The 22,400-nt window shown below is 71.2% G+C and carries 18 protein-coding genes; 7 read left to right on the top strand and 11 right to left on the bottom strand.

Annotation, left to right across the window (positions count from 1 at the left end; translation table 11 throughout):
• The first annotated feature begins 139 nt into the window (after positions 1-139).
• Positions 140-1,795: a long-chain fatty acid--CoA ligase gene (locus ACWGR4_RS14510; RefSeq protein ID WP_452132272.1), complete on the top strand. Its 1,656-nt coding sequence runs from the start codon at positions 140-142 to the stop codon at positions 1,793-1,795.
• A 56-nt stretch (positions 1,796-1,851) separates the two neighbouring features.
• Here ACWGR4_RS14510 and ACWGR4_RS14505 read toward each other — a convergent pair whose 3' ends face one another.
• The 6 genes from ACWGR4_RS14505 to ACWGR4_RS14480 form a co-directional block, all read right to left on the bottom strand.
• The gene (locus ACWGR4_RS14505) at positions 1,852-2,658 is read right to left on the bottom strand and encodes a DUF1906 domain-containing protein (protein WP_452132273.1); all 807 of its coding nucleotides are present in this window, start codon (positions 2,656-2,658) and stop codon (positions 1,852-1,854) included.
• A 126-nt stretch (positions 2,659-2,784) separates the two neighbouring features.
• Positions 2,785-3,966 carry a lipid-transfer protein gene (locus tag ACWGR4_RS14500; RefSeq protein ID WP_380003208.1) on the bottom strand — a complete coding sequence of 394 codons (1,182 nt, stop codon included), beginning with the start codon at positions 3,964-3,966 and terminating at the stop codon, positions 2,785-2,787.
• Positions 3,963-4,412: a MaoC family dehydratase gene (locus ACWGR4_RS14495; RefSeq protein ID WP_439675789.1), complete on the bottom strand. Its 450-nt coding sequence runs from the start codon at positions 4,410-4,412 to the stop codon at positions 3,963-3,965. The genes ACWGR4_RS14500 and ACWGR4_RS14495 overlap by 4 nt, the downstream gene beginning before the upstream one ends.
• Complete coding sequence (locus ACWGR4_RS14490; protein ID WP_452132274.1) at positions 4,409-5,536, bottom strand: acyl-CoA dehydrogenase family protein; 1,128 nt, start codon at positions 5,534-5,536, stop codon at positions 4,409-4,411. The genes ACWGR4_RS14495 and ACWGR4_RS14490 overlap by 4 nt, the downstream gene beginning before the upstream one ends.
• On the bottom strand, positions 5,536-6,507 hold the full coding sequence (locus tag ACWGR4_RS14485) for a bifunctional MaoC family dehydratase N-terminal/OB-fold nucleic acid binding domain-containing protein (protein WP_452132275.1): 972 nt from the start codon (positions 6,505-6,507) through the stop codon (positions 5,536-5,538). The genes ACWGR4_RS14490 and ACWGR4_RS14485 overlap by 1 nt, the downstream gene beginning before the upstream one ends.
• A gap of 8 nt (positions 6,508-6,515) precedes the next feature.
• A complete protein-coding gene (locus ACWGR4_RS14480) occupies positions 6,516-7,697 on the bottom strand; it encodes an acyl-CoA dehydrogenase family protein (protein ID WP_380003204.1) in 1,182 nt (393 codons plus the stop codon).
• Positions 7,698-7,943: 246 nt separating this feature from the next.
• On the opposite strand from ACWGR4_RS14480, the gene ACWGR4_RS14475 reads away from it, so the two are divergent.
• Positions 7,944-8,549 (top strand): DUF4291 domain-containing protein, encoded by a 606-nt coding sequence (locus ACWGR4_RS14475; protein ID WP_452132276.1) that lies wholly within the window; start codon positions 7,944-7,946, stop codon positions 8,547-8,549.
• 40 nt (positions 8,550-8,589) lie between these two features.
• On the opposite strand, the gene ACWGR4_RS14470 is transcribed toward ACWGR4_RS14475, so the two are convergent.
• Positions 8,590-9,375, bottom strand: a complete 786-nt coding sequence (locus ACWGR4_RS14470; RefSeq protein ID WP_380003202.1) for an SDR family NAD(P)-dependent oxidoreductase — start codon at positions 9,373-9,375, stop codon at positions 8,590-8,592.
• A 143-nt stretch (positions 9,376-9,518) separates the two neighbouring features.
• On the opposite strand from ACWGR4_RS14470, the gene ACWGR4_RS14465 reads away from it, so the two are divergent.
• The 4 genes from ACWGR4_RS14465 (at position 9,519) to ACWGR4_RS14450 (ending at position 14,126) form a co-directional block, all read left to right on the top strand.
• Positions 9,519-10,064 carry a nuclear transport factor 2 family protein gene (locus ACWGR4_RS14465; protein ID WP_452132277.1) on the top strand — a complete coding sequence of 182 codons (546 nt, stop codon included), beginning with the start codon at positions 9,519-9,521 and terminating at the stop codon, positions 10,062-10,064.
• Positions 10,065-10,631: 567 nt separating this feature from the next.
• Positions 10,632-11,618: a GlxA family transcriptional regulator gene (locus tag ACWGR4_RS14460; protein ID WP_452132278.1), complete on the top strand. Its 987-nt coding sequence runs from the start codon at positions 10,632-10,634 to the stop codon at positions 11,616-11,618.
• 130 nt (positions 11,619-11,748) lie between these two features.
• Entirely contained in the window at positions 11,749-13,200 is a 1,452-nt protein-coding gene (locus ACWGR4_RS14455; protein WP_452132279.1) for an amino acid permease, read from the top strand.
• A complete protein-coding gene (locus ACWGR4_RS14450) occupies positions 13,197-14,126 on the top strand; it encodes a universal stress protein (RefSeq protein WP_452132280.1) in 930 nt (309 codons plus the stop codon). The genes ACWGR4_RS14455 and ACWGR4_RS14450 overlap by 4 nt, the downstream gene beginning before the upstream one ends.
• Before the next feature lie 45 nt (positions 14,127-14,171).
• Here ACWGR4_RS14450 and ACWGR4_RS14445 read toward each other — a convergent pair whose 3' ends face one another.
• A complete protein-coding gene (locus ACWGR4_RS14445) occupies positions 14,172-15,350 on the bottom strand; it encodes an MBL fold metallo-hydrolase (RefSeq protein WP_380003196.1) in 1,179 nt (392 codons plus the stop codon).
• 428 nt (positions 15,351-15,778) lie between these two features.
• Here ACWGR4_RS14445 and ACWGR4_RS14440 point away from each other — a divergent pair, with 428 nt between their 5' ends.
• Positions 15,779-17,209, top strand: a complete 1,431-nt coding sequence (locus tag ACWGR4_RS14440; protein WP_452132281.1) for a WGR domain-containing protein — start codon at positions 15,779-15,781, stop codon at positions 17,207-17,209.
• 106 nt (positions 17,210-17,315) lie between these two features.
• Here ACWGR4_RS14440 and ACWGR4_RS14435 read toward each other — a convergent pair whose 3' ends face one another.
• From ACWGR4_RS14435 to ACWGR4_RS14425, 3 genes are all read right to left on the bottom strand, one after another.
• The gene (locus ACWGR4_RS14435) at positions 17,316-19,280 is read right to left on the bottom strand and encodes a phosphatidylglycerol lysyltransferase domain-containing protein (RefSeq protein WP_439675778.1); all 1,965 of its coding nucleotides are present in this window, start codon (positions 19,278-19,280) and stop codon (positions 17,316-17,318) included.
• A 284-nt stretch (positions 19,281-19,564) separates the two neighbouring features.
• Entirely contained in the window at positions 19,565-19,996 is a 432-nt protein-coding gene (locus ACWGR4_RS14430; protein ID WP_452132677.1) for an ATP-binding protein, read from the bottom strand.
• Positions 19,997-20,123: 127 nt separating this feature from the next.
• Positions 20,124-22,286, bottom strand: coding sequence for a bifunctional glycosyltransferase 87/phosphatase PAP2 family protein (locus ACWGR4_RS14425; RefSeq protein ID WP_380003192.1), 2,163 nt, complete (start codon positions 22,284-22,286; stop codon positions 20,124-20,126).
• Positions 22,287-22,400 lie beyond the last annotated feature (114 nt).

Here is a 22,400-nt window from a genome sequence, read left to right as displayed (position 1 = left end):
GGCCTCGCTCCGGAAACCGAGCCGCCCGGTCCGGAAACCGAAACGCGCCGCTCGAAGGGCTGACAACGACCCGATCGGCGAGAAAGAATCCCCTACACCTCGACCGGTCCCCGTCCGGCGAACGCAGGGAGGCTCCACTGTGCTGAGCACGATGCAGGACGTGCCGCTGACGATCGCTCGCATCATGCGACACGGCACCACGGTGCACGGTGGCTCGGAGGTGGTGACCTGGACCGGCGGCGCGCCGCGCCGGGCCTCCTACTCCGAGGTCGGCCGACGCTCCGCGCAACTGGCGCACGCCCTGCGCGAACTCGGCGTCACCGGCGACGAGCGGGTCGCCACGTTCTTGTGGAACAACCAGGAGCACCTGGAGTGCTACCTGGCGATCCCGTCGATGGGCGCGGTGCTGCACACGCTCAACCTGCGGCTGCCACCCGAGCAGCTGGTCTACATCGCGAACCACGCCGACGACCGGGTCCTGGTCCTGGACGGCTCGCTGGCCGCGCTCGCCGCCCCGCTGCTGCCCATGCTGAGCACGGTCGAACACGTGGTGGTCACCGGCGCGGACACCGACCTGGCCCCGCTCGCCGACTGTGGCAAGCAGGTGCACCGCTACGACGACCTGCTCGCGGGCCGGCCGACCGAGTTCGACTGGGCCGAGGACATCGACGAGCGCGAGGGCGCCGCGATGTGTTACACCTCCGGCACCACCGGCAACCCCAAGGGCGTCGTCTACAGCCACCGGTCGACCTACCTGCACAGCATGCAGGTGTGCACGATGGAGGGCTTCGGCCTGGGCCCCGGGGACCTGCTGCTGCCGGTCGTACCGATGTTCCACGTCAACGCGTGGGGCCTGCCGTACGCGGCGATGTTGTGCGGCGCGTCGATCCTGATGCCGGACCGGTTCCTCCAGCCGGAGCCGCTGGCCACGATGATCGCCGCGGAGAAGCCGACGTTCGCCGCCGCGGTGCCGACCATCTGGACCGGGCTGCTCGACCACCTCGACGTACACAAGACCGACGTGTCCTCGCTCAAGGAGGTCGTGGTCGGCGGTTCGGCCTGCCCGCCCGGCCTGATGCACGCGTTCGAGGAGCGGCACGGGGTCCGGATCATCCACGCGTGGGGGATGACCGAGACCTCGCCGCTGGGGACGGTGGCTCGCCCGCCGGCCGGGCTGACCGGCGACGAGGCGTTCCCGTACCGGATCTCGCAGGGCCGCCTGCCCGCGTCGGTGCAGGCCCGCCTGGTCGGCCCGGACGGCGCCGACATGCCGTTCGACGGCGAGGCGGTGGGCGAACTGCTGGTGCGCGGGCCGTGGATTGCGGGCGCGTACATCGGCGACGAGGGCTCGGCGGACGCCAGTGGCGGCGGCCGGTTCAAGGACGGCTGGCTGTACACCGGCGACGTCGGCACGATCACCGCCGACGGCTTCCTGCGGCTGACCGACCGCGCCAAGGACGTGATCAAGTCGGGCGGCGAATGGATCTCGTCGGTCGAGTTGGAGAACACGCTGATGGGCCACGAGGACGTGGTCGAGGCGGCCGTGGTGGGCGTACCCGACGACAAGTGGGGCGAACGCCCGCTGGCGACGGTCGTGTTGCGCGAAGGCGCGCAGACCACCGTCGAGCAACTGCGCGACTACCTCGCCGGGCAGGTGGCCCGCTGGCAGGTGCCCGAGCGGTGGAGCCTGATCGCCGCCGTGCCGAAGACGAGCGTCGGCAAGTTCGACAAGAAGGTGATCCGCCGGCAGTACGCGGAGGGCACGTTGGAGGTCAGCGAGGTCGACCGCGGCTGACCCGGGGCATCCGTCGGCCGGACCCGTCAAGGGCCCGGCCGACGGCCCGAAAACGCTCAGAACACCCCGACCGGCCCGTCCACCGCGTTGCGGTCGACGGACATGGTCCGGCCGCCGTACGTCTCGGTGACGTTGCCGCTGTACTGGTGCACCCGGCTGCCGTGCCAGTGCCCGTCGGGCAGCGCGCCGTCGCCGCTGGTCACCGCCTTGTCGTCCCAGCGGGCGTACCAGATCGCGTCCGGGATCGAGCGGCTGCCGACCGCCTGGACCACGTCGGCGACGCCGGAGTCCAGGCTGCTGTAGTAGCCGGCCACGAAGCCGCGCTCGCGGACCCGGTCGGACCACGCCGAGACGAAGTCGAGCACGGCGGTGCGGCACGCGGCGTCGGTGTTGTCGTACGCCTCCATGTCGAACCAGACCGCGCTGCCCCGGCGGAACCCGAGTGCGGTGCTGCGGTCCACCATGTCGTCCGCCTCCGCGACCCCCTGGCCTGCGGCCTGCGCCGGATCGATCCGGCCCGGTTTGCGCGACTGCGAGCACGGCGCCTGCAGGCCGACTTGGATGGGCAGGAAGTCCCAGCCCTGGTCGTGCACGGCGGTGACCCAGTCGCGGGTCAGCCGGGTGCTCTTGCAGGCCCGGTTGTCGCCCGCGACATAGATGCCGACCACCTTGTACGGCGACTCGCGCCAGGCCTGCATGGTCTCCACGGTGGGGGTCTCGCAGGTGTCGAAGCCCAGGCCGGAGACGAAGAAGGGCCGCCCCGACCGTGCGGCGGCACCCTCGGCGAGCCCGGCGGGCAGCAGGCCGAGTACGGCGATGAGCAACACGGCCGAGGCGATTCGACGAGTGAGCAGAGGACGCACGAGACCTCCTGGCATGGCGGGAACGGGCTCCCACCACGCTGGGCATGGCCGGCGGCGAAACCGACGGACCGCCCGGACGACACGCCGAAGCGTCACCCGGGCGGCCCAGTGCGGGCGGGCCGGCCGCTACTCCACGCCCAGCACCAGCCCGGACGTCGGCACCCCGGTGCCCGCGGTCACCAGCACGTTGTGCACGTTCTCGACCTGGTTGACCGAGCTGCCCCGGATCTGCCGCACGCCCTCGGCGATGCCGTTCATCCCGTGCAGGTACGCCTCGCCCAGCTGCCCGCCGTGCGTGTTCGTCGGCAGCTTGCCGCCCAGCTCCAGGCCGCCGTTCGCGACGAACGCCGGCGCCTCGCCGCGCCCGCAGAAGCCGAACTCCTCCAGCTGCATCAGCACGAACGGGGTGAAGTGGTCGTAGAGCACCGCGGTCTGGATGTCGTCGGGGGTGAGCCCGGACGTCTGCCACAGCTGCTTGGCGACCACGCCCATCTCGGCCAGACCGGTCATCTCGTCCCGGTAGAAGCTGGTCATCTGGTCCTGGAGGCGACCCGCGCCCTGCGCCGCCGCGTTGATGATCGCGGGCTTTTGCCTGAGGTCCTTCGCCCGCTCGGCGCCGACGACCACGATCGCCTGCGCGCCGTCGGTCTCCTGGCAGCAGTCGAGCAGGCGCATCGGCTCGACGATCCACCGCGAGTTCTGGTGGTCTTCGAGGGTGATCGGCTTGCCGTGGAAGTACGCCTTCGGGTTGTTCGCCGCGTGCTTGCGGTCGGCGACCGCGACGTGGCCGAACGCCTCGGTGGTCGCGCCGTAGACGTGCAGGTAGCGCTGCGCGAACATGGCCACCCACGAGGCCGGGGTGAGCAGGCCGTGCGGCATGTTCCAGCCCAGGCCCACCCCCTCGACGGTGGGGTCGCGCTGGAGCACGCCGGAGCCGAAGCGGCGGCCGGAGCGCTCGTTGAACGCGCGGTAGCACACCACCACGTCGGCCACGCCCGTGGCGACCGCCATCGCGGCCTGGGCGACGGTGGCGCAGGCCGCGCCGCCGCCGTAGTGGATCCGGCTGAAGAAGGTCAGGTCGCCGATCCCGGCCGCGGCGGCGACCGCGATCTCGGGATTGGTGTCCATGGTGAAGCTGACCAGGCCGTCCACCTCGGACGGGGCGATCCCGGCGTCGGCGAGCGCGGCGCCCACCGCCTCGACGGCCAGGCGCAGTTCGCTGCGGCCGGACTCCTTGGAGAACTCGGTCGCGCCGATTCCGGCGATGGCGGCCTTGCCGCGCAGGTTGTCGGCGTGCTTGAGGCTCACGCGTCGGCTCCTTCCGGCAGCTTCACCGTGACCGTGCCGGTGACGTGGTTGCCGAGCTTGTTGGCGCCGACGACCGCGATCTCCACGAGCGGGGTGCCGTCCTCGGCGGTGGGCTTGGCGGTCACCGTGCCGGTCAGGGTCATGGTGTCGCCGGGGTAGTTCGGGGCGCCGAGCCGGATCGCGACCTTGCGCAACTCGGTCTCGGGGCCTCCCCAGTCGGTGATGTAGCGCCCGACCAGGCCGTTGCTGGTCAGGATGTTCATGAAGATGTCCGGCGAGCCCTTTTCCGCGGCCAACTGCGGATCGTGGTGCACGTCCTGGAAGTCGCGGGTGGCCAGGGCCGTTGCGACGATCAGCGTGCGGGTCAACGGGATGACCAGCGGCGGCAGTTCGTCGCCGACGGACACCTCCGCGTGGGTCAGGCTCGCCGGGTTCGCGGTCGTCATCGGTTGCCTCCCTGGGCGGGCACGTGGGCGAGCAGGTCGCCGAGCGCGGCGAGGTGCTGGATGCCGCTGCCCAGGGTCACGTCGATCTGACGGCCCCACAGGAAGTGGCGGTGGATCGGATGGTCGATGTCGGAGCCGGTGCCGCCGTGCAGGTGCTGGCACGCGTGCACCACGCGCTTGCCCGCCTCCGAGGCGTACCAGCGGGCCACCAGCGCCTGCTCCGTGGCCGCCTCGCCGCGGTCCATGCGCCACGCGGCCTCCAGCGTGGTGACCCGGATGGCCTCGGTGTCCATGTACGCCTCGGCGGCGCGCATCATCACGCCCTGCTTGGTGGCCAGCGGCTTGCCGAACTGCTCGCGGGTGTTCACGTGTTCGACCGTGCGGGCCAGGCCGCGCTCGCACACGCCCACCTGCTGCGCGGCCAGCGCGACCCGCGCGCGGTCGACGATCCAGGCGGCGATCTCCGTGCCCGCCTCGGCGGTACCGAGCAGCGTGGCCGGCGCGTCGGCCAGCGTCAGGTTGCCCGACGCCCACGGCGCGGTGGTCGGCGCGGCCTCGATCGCCACGCCCGCCGCGTCGGCGTCCACCGTGAACACCGCGAGCGCACCGTCCAGCGACGCGGTGACCAGGATCCGGTGGGCCACGGTCAGCCACGGCACCGCCCGCTTCGCCCCGTCGAGCCGAAAACCCCCGCCGTCGCGCCGGGCGGTGGTCCTCGGCACCGCCGGCAGCGCCGCGCCGACCTCGGCGAGCGCGCCGGCCACGATCCGCGAACCGTCCAGCAGGCCGGGCAGTTCGCTCTCGACCGCCGCCGGCGTACCGAACCGCAGCAGCGGCAGCAGCCCGTAGACGACCGTGTCCAACAGCGGGATCTGCGCGGTGAATCGGCCCTGCTGCTCCACGAGCAGCGCGAGCCCGACCAGGCCCAGGTCGCCGCCGCCGTGCTCCTCCGGGATCAGCGCGCCGACCAGGCCCGCCTCGGCGACCCGGCCCCACAACTCGGCGTCCAGGTCCGCGCCGGACTGGGCGAGCTTCTTCAGCCGCTCGTCGGTGGACTGGTCGGCGAAGATGCGCTCGGCCAGCGAGACCAGGTCCCGCTGGTCCTCGGTGAGGTTGAAGTCCATCAGTTCTCCCCGACCACTCGGAACGCGGGCACGGTCAACTCGGCGTCGTGGGTCACGAATTCGACCTGCACGCGCTGTCCGATCCGCACCTCGTCGTGCGCCACGCCCAGCACGTTGCCGAGCATCCGGACACCCTCGTCGAGTTCGATCAGGCCGACCGCATAGGGCATGTCGAACGCCGGGAACTTCGGGTAGTGCATGGTGACGTGCGAGTAGACGACGCCCGCGCCGGCCGACTCGACGCTCTCCCACTCCAGCGATGCGCAGTGGTTGCAGCCGGGCGCGAACGGGAAGCGCGGGGTGGCGCAGGCCGTGCACTTCTGGAACAGCAGTTTGCCCTCGGCCACGCCGTCCCAGTAGGCCCGGTTGTCCTTGTTGACCACCTTGCGCGGGCGCAGCGCGCGCTCCGCCGGCGCGGCCTTCGGCTTCTTCTTGTGCGGCGTGTAGCGCAGGATCCGGAAGCGGTGCGTGCCGACCAACTCGCGGCCGGCCTCGCCCTCGACGTAGATGTTGACCAGCGTGGTGATGAAGTGGCCGACACCGAGACCCGTGGTCTTCTCCTCGGACACCGTCTCGATCAGCTGGTCGTACTGCACCATCTCGCCCAGCCGCAGCGGCCGGATGTACTCCTGCTCGCAGTTGGTCGCCACGACCGAGCCGAAGCCGTTGTCGGTGAAGTGTTTGTACAACTCGCCGGTGACCGTGTTGACCGTCAGGCCCGCGTCCATCCCGCGCATGATCCACACCTGGAGCATGGTCGCGGGTGCGACCACCTCGCCGAAGTGGGTCGCCGCGGCGGCCTCGGGATCGGTGTAGACCGGGTTCTTGTCGCCCATGGCCTCGGCCCAGTGCCGGATCATCGGCCCGTTGACCGGATCGAGCGCGAGCACGCCCGACTGGTCGTGCACACCCTCGTACTTCTTGACGACCGCGAGGAAGGCGGCCTTGTCCCGGCTGGTGGTGTCCGTCATGTCGTCCTTCACCGCTTCACTCGCGTCATGCCAAGGCGGACCATGGCGACGATCTCCCGCTGGACCTCGCTGACGCCGCCGCCGAAGGTGTTGATCTGGGCGCGGCGGTTCATTGCCTCCAGGAGTCCGTCGCCGAACGCGCCGGGCGACCTCGGTCGCAGCGTCGCGTCGGGGCCGACGATCTCCATCAGGTTGCGATACACCTCGATGGCACCTTCGGTGCCGAAGAACTTCACGCCCGACGCGTCACCCGGGTTGAGCGTGTTGTTGCCGACGTCGTGCACCAGACGCCAGCTGAACATGCGTACGGCGGACAGGCGCGCGTAGGTCTCGGCCAGCTTGAGCCGCACCCACGGCTGGTCGATCACCTTGACGCCGGGTTCCACCTCGGTCTCGCGCGCCCACGCCAACACCTCGGCGAAGAAGTCCTCGGCCTGCATGCCGAGCGCGGCGAGCGCGACCCGCTCGTGGTTGAGCTGGTTGGTGAGCAGCTTCCAGCCCGAGTTCTCCTCGAACACCAGGTTGTCGTAGGGCACCCGGATGTCGTCGTAGTACGTCGCCGTGGTGGTCATCCCGCCGACGGTGACGATCGGGGTCCAGGAGAAGCCCGGGTCGGTGGTCGGCACCAGGATCATCGTGATGCCCTTGTGCTTGGGGGCGTCCACGTCGGTGCGGCAGGCGAGCCAGATCCAGTCCGCGCCCTGGGCGGTGGAGGTGAAGATCTTCTGCCCGTTGATCACCCACTCGTCGCCGTCGCGCACCGCGCGGGTGCGCAGCGAGGCCAGGTCGGTGCCGGCCGAGGGTTCGCTGTAGCCGATCGCGAAGATGATCTCGCCGGCCAGGATGCGCGGCAGGTAGTAGCTCTTCTGCGCCTCGGTGCCGAACTTCATCAGGGTCGGGCCGACGGTGTTGAGGGTGACCATCGACACGGGCGCGCCGGCGCGATACGCCTCGTCGAAGAAGATGAACTGCATCTCCGGGCCCTTGCCCTGCCCGCCGTACTCGGTCGGCCACCCGATGCCGAGCCAGCCGTCGGAGCCCAACTGTCGGCGCACCCGCCGGGTGGTCGGACCGCCTGCCTCGCCCTCGCGGTCGAGGTCCGCGCGGACGTCGGGGGTGATCAGCCGGGTGAAATAGTCCCGCAGCTCTGCCCGCAGAGCGTCCTGCGCCGGGGTCGGGGCGAGATGCACGTCACTGCTCCTTCACGTGCGTGGATCGCGTGGTCGCGACGCGGGTCGACGCCCGCCGGGCACGGAAGGGTCGCGGTCGGGTCTGCCCCGCGCTGCACATCGATACGGACCGGGAACGCGTGTCACCCGGCACGTCGAATCTCTCCGACTCGGGATCGCTTGTCAATATCAAGCATTTTTTCGATGCCGGCCGGCCCGCGGAAAACGGGTGGTTCGGGCTCGGGTGGGGCCGCCACACTTGCGGGCATGGACATACCCGCCCGGCAGATCCGCGCGCTGTGGAGCGAGGACACGATCACCGTGTACCAGGCGTACAAGCCGCAGATCGCCGACGCGGCCGTGCGGGACGGGCGATTTCCGGACACCTGGAGCCGGGAGCGGATGACCTGGGTCAAGCCCAGCTTCACCTGGATGATGTACCGCTGCGGGTGGGCGACCAAGCCGCGCCAGGAGCGGGTGCTCGCACTGGAGATCGACCGCACGGGTTTCGAGGCGGCGCTCGCGGGGGCGTGCCTGAGCCACTACGAGCCCGGCACCTACCCCGACCGCGACGCGTGGGGCCGACGGCTGCACGCGACCGCGGTGCGGATCCAGTGGGATCCCGAACGCGACCTGCACCTGCGGCCGTTGGCGCATCGTTCGCTGCAACTCGGGCTGGCCGGGTGGGCGACGCGCGCCTACGCCGACGAATGGACACGCCGGATCACCGACGTGACCGCGCTCGCGCATCGGGTGCACGACCTGGTCCGCGCCGGTGATCACGACGGCGCCCGCGCGTTGTTGCCGGTCGAGACGGTGTACCCGTTGCCGGCGGAGCTGGTGCCGGTGATCGGGGCCTCGCCGGTGGGCTGAGGGCCTGTCGCCGGGAGCCGTCCGCGGCCCGGCGGCCGGCTCAGTGCACGGTCAGCCCGCCGTCGATGCTGACGATCTGGCCGGTCATGAAGCTGCCCGCGTCGGACGCGAGCAGCAGGGCCAGGCCGGTCATCTCCTCCGGCGCGGCGATCCGGTTCAGCGGCGCCGCGCCCCGCATCCGGGCCATCGTCTCCGGGCCGGTCTTGCGGACCATGTCGGTCTCCACCGCGCCCGGGGCCATCGCGTTGACCCGGATGCCGTGCGCGGCCAGCTCGCCCGCCATGGTGCGCGTGAACGCGACGAGGCCGGCCTTGCCCGCGGCGTACAGGCCCTTGCCCTCGGCACGGGTGAACACGGCCGCGCTGACCACGTTGACCACCGAACCGCGCCCGGAGGCGATCAGGTGCGGCAGCGCGTACTGGACCAGGAACACCGGTCCGCGCAGATTGACCGAGAACGACTTGTCCCACGCCTGCGGGGTGATCGCGCCGAGCGGCTGGGCGAGTTCGTTCGCCGCGTTGTTGACCACGATGTCGATGCCGCCGAAGTGCGCGACGGTCGTGTCCACCAAAGCGGCCAACTGCTCCAGTTCCCCGCAGTGCGTGGCCACCGCGAGCGCCCGGCCGCCGGCGTCGGTGATCTCCTTCGCCACCGCCTCGCAGGCGTCCGCCTTGCGGCTGGCGATCACCACCGAGGCGCCCGCCGCGGCATAGGCGTGCGCGATGGCCCGTCCGATGCCCCGACTGCCCCCTGTGACGATCGCCACCCGACCACTCAGGTCGAACATCGCGTTCGCGTCCCGTACTTCGCGCGTGTCGCCGCTCATCGGCCACCCGTCCCGTCCGCCACCTCGGTGGCTCGTCCTCCGTGCGTGCCCGTGGATGCGACACGTGTGGAGATTTGTATTGCACAGTCAACTACTTCGGGGCAAGGTGTCGGGCGAATCGACGACCGGCGGAAGGCACGTACATGGCTGGGCTGATCGACGCGCGACGCACGTGGGAACTCGCCGAGAATCGACTGGCCGAGGAGCGTGATCCGCGCCGCCGCGCGATCTTGACCACGCTGGTCGCGCACATGCACGCCGAGCACGAGGGCGATCTCGACGCGCTGATGGCGACCGTCGCACCGAACGCGTGTTATCACCAGTGGGGCGCGTCGGTTGTGGACAGGGCCCCCAAGAGTCACGCCGAGGTCCGCGAGTTCTATCGTGCCGTGGTCGAGAACGACTGCGGCCGACTCGCCCACCACATCGACCGGTTGACGGTGGATCGGGACACCGTGGTCACCGAGGGGATCCTGCGGATCGCCTACCCGGGCCGGGTCCTGCTCGGGATGGGTCGGTCGGTGCCGGACGTCGACGCGTTCTACCTGTACGAGACCCGAATGGCGATCGTGTGGGCCTTCGACGAGCAGGCGCTCGTGGTGTGCGAGGACAGCTACTCCACCGGCGACGGGTTCGCCGACATGCGCCGACTCGGGCCGGACGAGGTGCCCGCGCGGATGGGCGTCTGACGGCGTGTCACCGGGGCCGGCGGCGGCGCCCCGGCCCACCATGGGACTCCCGCGCGGCGGCCGACGCGGGCGGTTCGCGGTCCTGTCGGTGCTGTCGTTGTCCACAGGAGCTGCGCGGCAGCCCCCACATATTTCCACAGCCTGTGGATAACTTATGCACAGATGGGATCCCGATCTGTCGGTGGGCCGGCGGATCGGTGATCGTTCGTGTCCACAGGGGCTGGCGGGAATGCATTCATGGTTGGCGTTTCCGCCACTCACTCCGACTTCGCCGCACCGGTCAGGATCGGAGACGAGCCGGAGGCCCCCCGCTCACCTCCCGACCGCAAGCGCGTTCCGGGGTGAGGACGCCGATCGGCTCGCTCCCTCCATCGAGCACGGGGTCGTTGGAGGAGAGTGCTCCACGGGGGATGGGTCCGCGCACACACGCCGTCGCGGATCGAGGTGCGGCCGTTCCCCGCATCTCCGCGCCGGCCGCGGTCGCGACCGTGAGCCTCCCCCGGTTCGCGGGTCGCACCGGGCCGGCGCGCACACCCACCGCACGTTCGTGAGGGATAGGTTGCCGCCATGCGTCGCGTGGGGATCGTGCTGTTCGACCCGGTTCGAGTGTTCGAGTACGCGGTGGCCTTCGAGGTCTGGGGCGTCGACCGCACCACCCGGGGCGTGCCGCCGTTCGAGGTGCGCGTGTGCGGCCCGGGGCGGGCGGCGGTCGAACTGGGCGCGGGAGTGGTCTGCGTCCCCGATCACGACCTCGACGGCCTGGCCGACTGCGACCTCGTCGTCGTCCCGGGCAACGAACACCGGACCGCGCCACGCCGCGAGGAATTCCCCGAGGAGGTCCTGGCCGCCCTGCGCGCCGCGCACGCCCGCGGTGCCACCATCGCCTCCCTGTGCTCGGGCGCGTTCGTCCTGGCCGCCGCCGGCCTCCTCGACGGGCGACGGGCGACGGCGCACTGGATGGACACCGAGGACCTGGCCCGACGCCACCCGGACGTCGCGGTGGACGCCAACGTGCTGTTCGTCGGCGACGGTTCGATCTGGACCTCGGCCGGCTCCGCGGCCGGCATCGACCTGTGCCTGCACCTGGTCCGCCTCGACCACGGCGCGGCCGCCGCCGCCGAGATCGCCCGCACGATGGTGACCGCGCCGTTTCGCTCCGGCGGCCAGGCCCAGTTCATCGACAACCCGGTGCCGGCCGCCCCCGCCGACCCGGGCGACGCGCTCGACCGGCTGCGCGGGCGGGTGCTCGACGACCTGGGCCACCCCTGGACGGTGACCGAACTCGCCGCGCTGGCCGGGATGTCCGAACGCAGCTTCGCCCGCCACTTCGTCCGCGGCACCGGCACCTCGCCCCTGCAATGGTTGTGCACCCAGCGCGTCCTGGCCGCCCAGCGCCTCCTGGAGATCGGCGACCTCTCGATCGCCGCCATCGCCCGCCACTGCGGCTTCGGCTCCCCCCTGACCCTGCGCCAACACTTCACCCGCCGACTCGGCGTGGCCCCCAGGGACTACCGCGCCGGCTTCCGCGGCGTCGGTCCCGCCCGGCACGGCTAGATCGAATTGCGGCGACCGGTGCGTCGATCGGCGCCGGCGGACCCGGGCCGAATGGCTGAAAGGCCGTTCGAGCGCCTCGTCTCGGGGCACCCCTCCCTTCTCGGACCGTGTGTTGCCAGGGAGGCCGGATTTGCCCGCCAGTCATGTCGCACCCCGGCTGCGCTCCGGCGTGCTGCGGACGAAGCCCGTGGACGCCATCCTCGCGGAGAGCGGCCACGGCGAGGGGGAGGCCGGTCTGCGGCGCTCCATGGGGCTGCTCGAACTGACCTTCTTCAGCGTCGGCGCGACGCTGGGCACCGGGATCTTCGTGATCCTGGCCGAGGCGGTGCCCAAGGCCGGCCCGGCGGTGGTGATCTCGTTCGTGCTGGCCGCGGTCACCGCGCTGTTCTCGGCGCTGTCCTACGCCGAACTGGCCGGGACCATCCCGGTGTCCGGCTCGTCCTACTCCTACGCATACGCCACGCTCGGCGAGGGCATCGCGTGGGTGTGCGGGTGGTGCCTGCTCCTGGAGTACGGCGTGTCCATCTCCGCCGTTGCCGTCGGCTGGGGGCAGTACGTCAACGAACTGCTCGACTCCGCCTTCGGAGTGCGCCTGCCCGACGTGATCAGCCAACCCCCGGGCGACGGCGGCACGTTCAACGTGCCCGCGGTCGTCGTCGTGCTGCTCGCGGTCCTTCTGCTGGTGCGCGGGGTGTCGGAGAGCGCCGTGGCCAACACGATCATGGTCTTCATCAAGCTGATCACCCTCGCGTTCTTCTGCGCCATCGCGTTCACCGCGTTCGAGCACGGCAACCTGACCCCGTTCGCGCCGCTGGGGGCTGCCGGGATCAGTGCCGGCGCGTCCCAGGTGTTCTTCTCCTACATCGGCTTCGACGCCGCCTCCACCGCCGGCGAGGAGGCCAAGAACCCGCGCCGCGACCTGCCGCTCGCGATCCTGATCTCGCTCGGCATCGTCACCATCGTCTACGTGGCGGTCGCCCTCGCCGCGCTCGGCGCCATGCCGTGGGACCAGTTCGAGGGCAGCGAGGCGACGCTGGCGCAGATCGTCACCGACGTCACCGGCGGCTCGTGGGCGTCCACCATCCTGTCCGCCGGGGCGATCATCTCGATCGCCAGCGTCGTGCTCACCGTGCTGTACGGGCAGACCCGGATCCTGTTCGCGATGGCGCGCGACGGCCTGATCCCGCCGATCTTCGCCAAGGTCGACAGCCGCACGCAGAGCCCGGTGGCCAACACGCTGATCACCGGCGCGTGGGTGGCCCTGCTGGCCGCCCTGGTCCCGCTCGGCCGACTCACCGAGGCCACCAGCATCGGCACCCTGTTCGCCTTCACCCTGGTCAACATCGGGGTGATCGTGCTCCGCCGCACCCGCCCCGACCTGCCGCGCGGCTTCACCTCGCCGTTCTTCCCGATCACCCCGCTGCTCGGCGTGGGCTTTTGCATCTACCTGATGGCCCGGCTCTCCGGGACCACCTGGCAGGTCTTCCTGGTCTGGATGGCGGTCGGCGTGGCGATCTACTTCCTGTACGGCTACCGCCACTCGCGCTGGCGCGCCGAAGCCGGCGCCGAGGCGGACCGGTGAGCGCGGACATGCGGATCGTGGTGGGCTGCCGGCCCGAACCGCGCGGGCAGGACGCACTCGCGCTGGGCGCGCTGCTCGCCCGCCAGGCGGGTGCCCGCGTCGTGCTCGCACACATCCGCCCACCCGCCCAGCCCGGCGCCGGGGTCGGCGCGGTGGACGCGGAGTGGCGCGCGTTCCTGCGCGAGGAGACCGATCGGCTGCTCGACGACGCGGAGCGGCAACTGCGGGAGCGGGACCCGGACCTGCCGGTCGAGCGCGCGATCGGCGACAACCGGGGCAGCGGCCGGGGACTGGCCCGGATCGCCGAGGAGCACGACGCCGCGCTCGTGGTGATCGGTCCCGCGCCGGGCGGCCGGACCGGGCGCGTTGCGCTCGGCAGCACCGCGGACCAACTCCTGCACGGCTCGCCCGTGCCGGTGGTGCTGGCGCCGCGCGCCTTCGCCGAACATCCGCCGCCGCGCATCGCCCGCTGCACGATCGCCTACCAGCGCGGCGTGCAGTCGGACCAAGTGGCGGCCTGCGGCGTCGCGTTCGCCCGGCTCCTGGACGCCGACGCGCGGCTGCTCACGCTGGTGTTGCGACCGGTCCGGCTCTACTCGGGCAAGCAGCACCAGACGGCCGAGCAGCAGGTGTTGCGCGCCGTGCGCGAGCAGGCCCGGCAGGACTTGGCGGAGGCGATCGCCGACCTCGACGGGGCGGTCGACGGCGAAACGGTCGAGGGCGACGACGTACGTGCCGCGCTCGACGCCGTCACCTGGGCCGACGACCTGCTGATCTGCGCGTCCGGCACGGTCGGCCCGGTCAAGCGGGTGTTCGTCGGCGACGTCTCGCACAAGATCGTCCGCAACGCCCGCACCCCGGTCATGGTCCTCCCGCGCGGCGTCCGCGCCGACGCCTGGAAGACACGCGCCCCGTCCACGCCCTGACCCACCGCACCCGCCGTCCCGGCCGGCGTAGCCGTCCTCCGCGCCTCAGCCCGCCGGCACCGCGGACCCGCTCGACACCGCCGGAATCACCACCGGCTCCACCGTCGCCTGCTCGGCCGGCGCCGCCGGTGCCCAGCGCTCCGGCGCCGCCGCCACCTCGCGCCACCACGGCTCCACCTCGGCCCCGTCCACCAGGGCCGGTTCGAACAGCGCGCCGGGCCGCGGGACCACAAGCCCGGTGCCCAGCGCCCGAGCCGCCGCCACCGACCGCTCGGCCGGCTCCTCCCACGCGTGCGGCGCCAGATCGAACGTGCCCCAGTGGATGGGCAACATCAGCCCGCCGCCCAGATCCGCGTGCGCCTGCACCGCGCCCTCCGGGTGCAGATGCACGTCGGGCCACGCCTCCGCGTACGCCCCGGCCTGAATCATGGTCAGGTCGAACGGCCCATGTTCGCGGCCGATGTCGGCGAAGCCCGGGAAGTAGCCGCTGTCCCCGCTGTGGAAGACCCGGTGTCGGGGCCCGGCGACCACCCACGACGCCCACAACACGGTGCCGAGCACCCGCGCGCCGCGATTGCAGTAGTGCCGCGCGGGCGTCGCGGTGAAGGCGAGCCCGGCGACCTCGGCCGACTCGTGCCAGTCCAGCTCGGTGATCCGGTCCTCGGCGACGCCCCACCGCTCCAGATGCGCGCCGATCCCCAACGGCACCACGAACAACACCCGCTCACGCCTGGCCAGCGCCACGATGGTGGCCAGATCCAGATGGTCGTAGTGGTCGTGCGAGACGACCACGACGTCGGGGTCGGGCAGATCGGCGAAGCGCACCGGCACCGCGTGCAGCCGGGCCGGGCCGAACGCCGCCGACGGCGAACATCGGGTGCTCCACACCGGGTCGAACAGGACCCGCACCCCGTCGATCTCCACGAACACCGTGGCGTGCCCCAGCCAGGACGCCCGCAGCCCGGTCGCCGGTGCCGGTGCGAAGTCCGCCGCCGACGCGGTGACCAGGGGAATCGCCCCGGCCGGTCGACGCAGTCCGGACGCGGCCCGTTGCGCGCGCATCATCTTGCCGAGCGCGCCCGGACTGCCACGGCGCGTCGGCACGGGATTTCGGAACGCGCCGTCGCGGAAGTGCGGCGATCTGCGGACACGCTCCAAGCGCTTGCCGGCGGGTCTGGCGCCGAACGCCGCGGGAGCCAATGACGTGAACACGTGCCCGGCCACATGGACTCCTCGGGCAAGCGGGGTCTTCGGCCGACCGTACTGGGGTCGAACCGGCGACCGGTGATCGGGACGAGTGGAGATTAACCCCGCGCCCGACGCTGAAACGTCGTCCACGGGGAGGGGTCGCGGCCCCGATGATCCTCCCGGCGGAGTAGGGGTCGGGAGCACGTCGGAGCACTTTGCCCGACAACGAACCCGTCGGTCCCGAGATGCGCCGGCCGGGTGAACGGGCCCACCCGGCCGGGGGAATGGGCACCGCGTCCGGGCAACCGTCCGCCCGCCCCCACGCTGTCGGCCGACGTGAGTAGTGTTCGAGTCGTCGCCACCGGGGATGACGGGGCATCAGTCCCCTTGCAACAGCACGGTTTTCCCGCCCCGTCGTGGAGGTTCGGCATCCCCCAACCCACTCAGCGGAGCCAGGAGTCGTCATGCCCGAGACCCGTACCTACCTTGAGCTGTCCGAGGAAGGCGACGGCGCGCACAAGTACTACGAAGTGGTCGTCGACGGCTGCGACGTCACGGTCACGTACGGGCGGATCGGGGCCAAGGGCCAGACCGGGACGACCACCCACGCGACGCCGCAAAAGGCCGAGGCGGACGGCAAGAAGAAGGTCGCCGCGAAGCTGCGCAAGGGCTACGAGCCGGCCGTCCAGGGAGTGCGCAAGCCCAGGGCGATCACCCGCCGCGAGATCGTCTCCCGGCCCAGCACGGCCCGCAACTCGGCGCCGGTGTTGTGGCGCTACCGCACCGGCTCCTCCGCGTTCGGCATCTTCGTCGACTCCGAGCGGGTCCTGGTCGGCAACCAGCGCGGCGACGTCTGGTTCCTCGACCACGCCGGCGAGGTCACCGGCCGCTACCAACTGCCCGACGGCGTCAAGTGCATCGTCGCCGACGACTCGTGGATCTACGCCGGGTGCGACAACGGCAACGTGTACGACGTCGGCGGCAAGGCCCCGCGCGTGGCGTACGAGATCACCGACAACATCGACATCTACTGGCTGGACATCCACGACGGCGTGCTCGGCGTGTCCGACTCCAACGGCGGCTGCACCACGATCGACCACGAGGACGAATCGCTCTGGGCCGCGGCCACCAACGGCACCGGCGCGTGGATGGTGCGCTGCGACGAGAACGCGATCTACCACGGACACAGCGCCGGGGTGCAGGCGTTCGCCGCCGGCGACGGCAAGGAGTTGTGGACCACCAAGACCAAGGGCGGCGTGCTCTTCGGCTGGCAGGAACGCGACGACGTGTACGCGGGCACCACCGGCAACAAGGTGCACCGGATCGCCAAGTCCGACGGCAGCATCCGCACCACCTACGACTGCGACGCGTCGGTGTTCTCCTGCGCCACCGCCGAGAACGGGAAGTACGTCTTCGCCGGGGACAGCTCCTCGACGGTGTACTGCTTCACCGAGGACGGCAAGCGGCTGTGGAAGCTGGGCACCACGTGCGGCTCGGCCTTCTCCATGCAGTACCACGACGAGAAGTTGTACATCGTCACCACCGACGGCTCGCTGGCCTGCATCGACGTGAGCGAGGCGGCGATCGCGGCGGCCCAGGGCGGCACCGTGCCGCAGGTGCGCGACGTCAAGGTGGCCGCGATGGAGGCCGTGGTGCCGACCACCGAGGTGGCCACCACCACCGAGGCCGGCACCGGCGTGGTGGTCGAGTGCGTCGACCAGGGCAACGGCCGCCTGCGGGTGCACGTGGTCACCGCGGGCTACGAGAGCGGCTGGAACGTGCAGTTCCCGAAGAACGTGCGGGTCGTGGGCGCGCGCTACGTGGTGGACGCGGTCAGTCCGGCCGAGCGCGGCGGGTTCTACCGGGTACGCGGCGAGATCCGCCGCCTGGTCTGAGCCGACCCGGAGGACTCCGAAGACCCGAACCACACCGAAGCCCCGAACGACCGAAGGGCGGCACCCCCGCGAGGGTGCCGCCCTTCGGCGTGGCCGAACCCGGTGATCAGGGCTGCTTGTGCTCGGCCGGCTCGCGCTGCTCCGCGGTCCAGCCGTCCAGCGGCGGCGTCGCCTCGGCGGCCTTGCGCTTGGTCATCGAGGCCACCCGCTGCTCGTGCCGGGCGCCGAACAGCTGCGGCAGCGTCGGCGTGGTCAAAAAGCCCTCGGCCCGGGCGCTCGCGATGCCGATCCGCGGCAGCTCGCTCGCCTTGCGGAAGCAGATGTAGCGCGGCTCCCAGATCGGGCGGTACTTCTCGTTGGCCCGGTACAGCGACTCGATCTGCCACCAGCGGGAGAAGAACACCAGGACCGCGCGCCACAGCCGCAATACCGGCCCGGCGCCGAGCTTGTTGCCGCGCTCGAACACCGAGCGGAACATCGCGAAGTTCAGCGAGATGCGCTCGATGTCGATCGGCGAGGACGCCTCGGCGGGGGCCTCGGCCTCCGGCTCGGCCGGCTTGCCCTTGCCCTTGCCGCCCTTGGCGGGCTTCGCGTTCGCCGCGGCATACGCCTTGGCGCCTTCTATGACGTCGAGCACCATGAACTCGATCAGCCCGTTGTCCGACTCGCGGTCGCGACGCATCAGGTCGAGCGAGACGCCCTTGGCACCCCACGGCACGAAGCTGAGCACCGCGCGCAGCCGTCCCTCGTCGTCCATGCACTCGACCATCAGGCAGCGCCCGTCGTCGGGGTCGCCGAGCCGGCCGAGCGCCATCGAGAAGCCGCGTTCGGTCTGCCCGTCGCGCCAGTGGTCGGCGAGGTCGAGCAGTTCGCGCATCTCCCCCTCGGGGATGTCCTCGTGGCGGCGCACCCGGGTGGTGTACCCGGCGCGCTTGACCCGGTTGTACGCCTGCCGGACACCGCGCATCGCGCGGCCCTCCAGGCTGAACTCGGACACCTCGACGATCGCCTCGTCGCCCAGCTCCAACGCGTCCAGACCGTGCCGGGCGAAGATCGTGCCGGCCTCCTCGCTGGCCCCCATCACGGCCGGCACCCAGGCGCGGTCCTCGGCCTCGGCGAGCCAGCGGTCGATCGCGCCGGGCCACGCCTCGGGGTCGCCGATCGGGTCGCCGGAGGCGAGCGAGACGCCGCCCACGACCCGGTAGGCCACCGCCGCCTTGCCGCTCGGCGACCACATCACCGCCTTGTCCCGACGCAGCGCGAAGTAGCCGAGCGAGTCCCGCTCGCCCTGCTTGTCGAGCAGCTCGCGCAGCAGCACCTCGTCGTCGGGGGTGAGCAGTTCGCGACCCTTGGGCGCGCGGAAGAGTACGTAGAGCACCAGCAGGAACAACACCACGCCGGCCACGTTGATCACGATGTCGACCCAGCGCGGCACCGAGACGCTGCCCAGGTCGCTGTCCGGGGCGAGGGTGAAGATGCGCAACACCGCGTACAGGATCCGGTCGCCCATGCTGGAGTCGGCGATCCGGTCGGTGGCGTTGACCAGCGTCGAGCCCAGGACCACACCGACCACCGCGCCGCCGGCCAGCACCAGGCCGGCCTTGAGCACGTTGCCCCGGTCGCCCTTGGCGCCGAACTCGGCGAAGCTCAGCAGCAGCGCGACGCAGATCACGAACGTGAGGATCGTGGAGAACCAGTTGAACGGGTGTTGCCGCAGGTCGTCGAACCACAGCGCCCAGATGTAGACCGCGGTGGACGGGACGAGCAGGATCGCCGTGAACGCCCAGGCGGCCCGCTTGCGGCGGGCGAGCATGATGGCGAGGAACGCGGCCAGCGCGGCCGACGTGAATCCGGACGTGACCAGGAACGGCGTGTAGTACTCGCCCGTGTCGTGGTGACGCACCCGGTCGCGCAGCGGCACCGAGACGGCCGACACGAAGTCGAGTGCCGCCACGATCCGCAGGTACCAGATCAGCACCCCCGCCGAGATCCCGCGCACGCGCTCGGCGGCCGGGGTGCCGGTGCCGTTCTTGTTGTGGCCGTTCGCGGCGGCCCGCGTCGTGGCAGACACCGTGCTCCTCGATTGTGGGGTGGTGGAAGAGTCTCATGGCCTATGTCCAGAATTGCGACTCTTCGTAACGCTCGCAGAACAGCGTAGACACCCACGAAGTAATTTGGATGCGCACGATGGCCCTTTGGTACGTCATCCCACGGAGGGATACCCGATCGTTTGCTAATCCCAATGGTGGACAAGCGCGGTTCGGACATACGGCGGGGCCGGTGCGGCATCAATGGACACGCCGCACCGGCCCCGCCGGTTTCACCGGGCTCTCAACCGAATGAGAACCGGTTCGATCAACCCCCGATCGGGAGTCCGCCGAGGGAGGGCACGGCGGGCAGGGACGGGGCCGCGGGGGCGCCGCCACCGGTGAGCTGACCGGCCGCGGGGGCGGCCTGGCCGACCGTTTGGCCGGCGGCGGGAGCGACCGCCGCGGCGCCGTCGCCGACCGTCCTGTTCGCGTTCGTGGCGGTGGTAGCGGCCGTCTGACCTGCGGTCTTCGAGGCCGCGGGGACGGTCTTGGACGCCGTTCCACCGGCCGCGTTGCCCGCGCCCTCGGAGGCCGCGGGGACCTTGTCGGCCAGGCCGCCGACGTCCGGCTGGGTCAGCGCGCCGAGGCCACCCGTGGGCAGTTCCGCCGCGTGCGCGGCGGACGCGCCCAGGATCGGCGCGGCGCCGGCGGCGATCAGCAGGGCGGCCTGGGCTACGCGGCGCGAGATGTGCGTCATGGTGCTCCTCGTGGTGTCACGGTGAGGTCGGGCCCCTCCGGCACCGACCACACTGACTACCGCTCGAAGCACGATCGGGATGCGGGCGCTGTTGGCAAAGTGTTGGCAATGAGCAGGCGTGTCGTCACTATTTGCGGCTGACCGGCTGTTTGTCGGGATCATCCCGCGAATCGGGATCATCCTGCTTTGACTCCGGCAAACGAGTGATCACATCCGACTCACCCGCCCCAGCCGTCACCGGTGTGCTAATCGCGTCGGCGACCCCGACCCCGACCCCGGGTCCGGCCCCCGCCGCGACGGCGACCGGCTCGGCGTCGGGTGCGGCGACCGGGTCGACCGAGAAGGCCGAGCGGCCGGTCAGCAGGTACTGGACCACGAAGCCCAGGGTGACCACCGCGGCGCCACCGACCGCGTCCATGATCCAGTGGTTGGCGGTGCCCATCACCACGATCGTGGTGGACAGCGGGTAGAGCAGACCCAGCCAGCGCCAGCCCTTCGGCGCGATGGCCAGGATCATCAACCCGCACCACAACGACCAGCCCACGTGCAGCGAGGGCATCGCCGCGTACTGGTTGGAGATCTTGGTGAGCGCGCCGAAGTCCGGGTTGTTCAGGTCCTGCACCCCGTGCACGGTGTCGATGTAGTCGTAGCCCGGCATCAGCCGCGGCGGTGCGAGCGGGTAGAGCCAGAACCCGACCAGGCCGGTGAGGGTGGCCACGCTCAGCACGGTGCGCGCCGAGCGATAGGCGGCGGGCTTGCGTACGTACAGGATGGCCAGGATGGTCAGCGGCACGATGAAGTGGAACGTCTCGTAGAAGAAGTTCATGCTGCTCTGCAGCCAGCCGACCTTGGCCACGAAGTGGTTCAGGCCGCGCTCGACGTCGACGTGCAGGAATTTCTCCAGGTCGATGATCTGCTGCCCGTGCTCCTCGGCCACTTGGCGCTGGTCGGGCACCGACGCCCGGATGAACGAGTAGACCTGGTAGCCGACCCGGATCATCAGCAGTTCGAGCAACAGGTTCGGCCGGGACAGCGGACGCCAGCCGAACGGCAGCGCCGGGATCCAGGCGAACCGGCCCTTGTCCGCCACCCCCTGCGGCACCGCCCGCGGACTCCACTTGGCCGACGCCTTGGTGATGAACGGCACCGCGCACGCCGAGGCGATCGCGAGCAGCAGCGGCCCGTTGTCGGCGATCGTGCGGACGGCGGCCAGCTTGCCCCAGACCAGCGTCTTGCTGTCGAAGGTCATGATCATGAAGACCGCGACCGGCCACACCATGCGGTCCGTCTGCCTGGCGCCGAGCCGGGCGACCGCGACGAGCAGGATCCACAACTGCTGGTGCTGCCAGGACACGGGGGAGACCGCGACCATCACACAGCCGGCCAGCGCGGCACCGAGCAGCGCCTGTCCGTCCTTGGCGTAGGCCACCGCGCGCGGCACGCCGAACCACAACACGGCGGCGGACAGCAGCACCACGAGCACGATCTCCAGCGGCCCGGACAGGCCGACCCGCAGCAGCAGACCGTGCAGCGACTGGTTGGACAGCGCGTCGGCGTCGCCGCCCAGGCCCGCGCCGGCGACGTGGTGCACCCAGTACGTGAAGGAGTCGTGCGGCATGGTGACCCAGGCCAGCGCGGTGCAGCCGAGGAAGGTGGCCGTCGCGTTCGCGGCCGCGCGCTGCTTGCCGGTCAGCCACAGGTGGACGGCGAACAGCAACATCGCCGGATGCAGCGCCGCGGCGACGCCCATCGCTATCGAGGCGACCCGGCCCGGAGCGGCTCTGAGCATCGCGGGCAGCGCGAGCAGGACCGGGAGCAGGCTGAGCTGGCCGAGCGACAGGTTGCCGCGCACCGGAAGGGACACCACGAGCAGGGTGATGATCAGCGGCGTCGCGAGCAGCCGGGCGCGGCGGGTGCGGAGGCCGGGCACCGCCCCTGCGACCAGCACCGCGATCGCGGCCACGATGAGCAGGGTGGCCACCGTCCAGGCGACGCCCAGCGTGTGCTCCGCCGCCCGGGTGAGCGGGCGCAGCACCCAGCCGGCGAAGGGTGTGCCATTGAAGGTGGTGCCGCGCGCGTCGGCGTCGTAAAGCGAGCCCGGCAGGTGCAGTACGCCGTCGGGACCGAGCCAGGCGTCCAGGTCCGGCAGCCTGCGGTCCTCGGGTCGGTCGAGTACTTCGTTGGCCTGTCGGACGGCGACGCATGCGGCGAGCAGCCACAGACCCACCAGGGCCAGGGAGAGCCTGGTCCTCCGTATGTCCAGCAGCCGGCGAACGCCTGCCCTCACCATGTACGGCTTCTCCCGTTTTCCTGGAGTTTCTGGGTTTCCCGGGTTTGGTCCTGATTCGTCGCCCGGTGGCCCCCGATTCATGGCGGGGCCATCCGGTTGCCGGCTTCCGGACAC

The organism is Embleya sp. NPDC055664 (assembly GCF_053618075.1).
Note: the sequence above shows the minus strand (reverse complement) of the source record. Positions and strands in the feature narration are given on the sequence as shown.

Bases quoted from the DNA above. Each gene is read 5' to 3' on its own strand.
- ACWGR4_RS14495 (WP_439675789.1), bottom strand. From the start codon at position 4,412: ATGACGACCGCGAACCCGGCGAGCCTGACCCACGCGGAGGTGTCCGTC.
- ACWGR4_RS14490 (WP_452132274.1), bottom strand. From the start codon at position 5,536: ATGGACTTCAACCTCACCGAGGACCAGCGGGACCTGGTCTCGCTGGCC.
- ACWGR4_RS14485 (WP_452132275.1), bottom strand. From the start codon at position 6,507: ATGACGGACACCACCAGCCGGGACAAGGCCGCCTTCCTCGCGGTCGTC.
- ACWGR4_RS14475 (WP_452132276.1), top strand. From the start codon at position 7,944: ATGGACATACCCGCCCGGCAGATCCGCGCGCTGTGGAGCGAGGACACG.
- ACWGR4_RS14470 (WP_380003202.1), bottom strand. From the start codon at position 9,375: ATGAGCGGCGACACGCGCGAAGTACGGGACGCGAACGCGATGTTCGAC.
- ACWGR4_RS14465 (WP_452132277.1), top strand. From the start codon at position 9,519: ATGGCTGGGCTGATCGACGCGCGACGCACGTGGGAACTCGCCGAGAAT.
- ACWGR4_RS14460 (WP_452132278.1), top strand. From the start codon at position 10,632: ATGCGTCGCGTGGGGATCGTGCTGTTCGACCCGGTTCGAGTGTTCGAG.
- ACWGR4_RS14440 (WP_452132281.1), top strand. From the start codon at position 15,779: ATGCCCGAGACCCGTACCTACCTTGAGCTGTCCGAGGAAGGCGACGGC.
- ACWGR4_RS14430 (WP_452132677.1), bottom strand. From the start codon at position 19,996: ATGACGCACATCTCGCGCCGCGTAGCCCAGGCCGCCCTGCTGATCGCC.
- ACWGR4_RS14425 (WP_380003192.1), bottom strand. From the start codon at position 22,286: ATGGTGAGGGCAGGCGTTCGCCGGCTGCTGGACATACGGAGGACCAGG.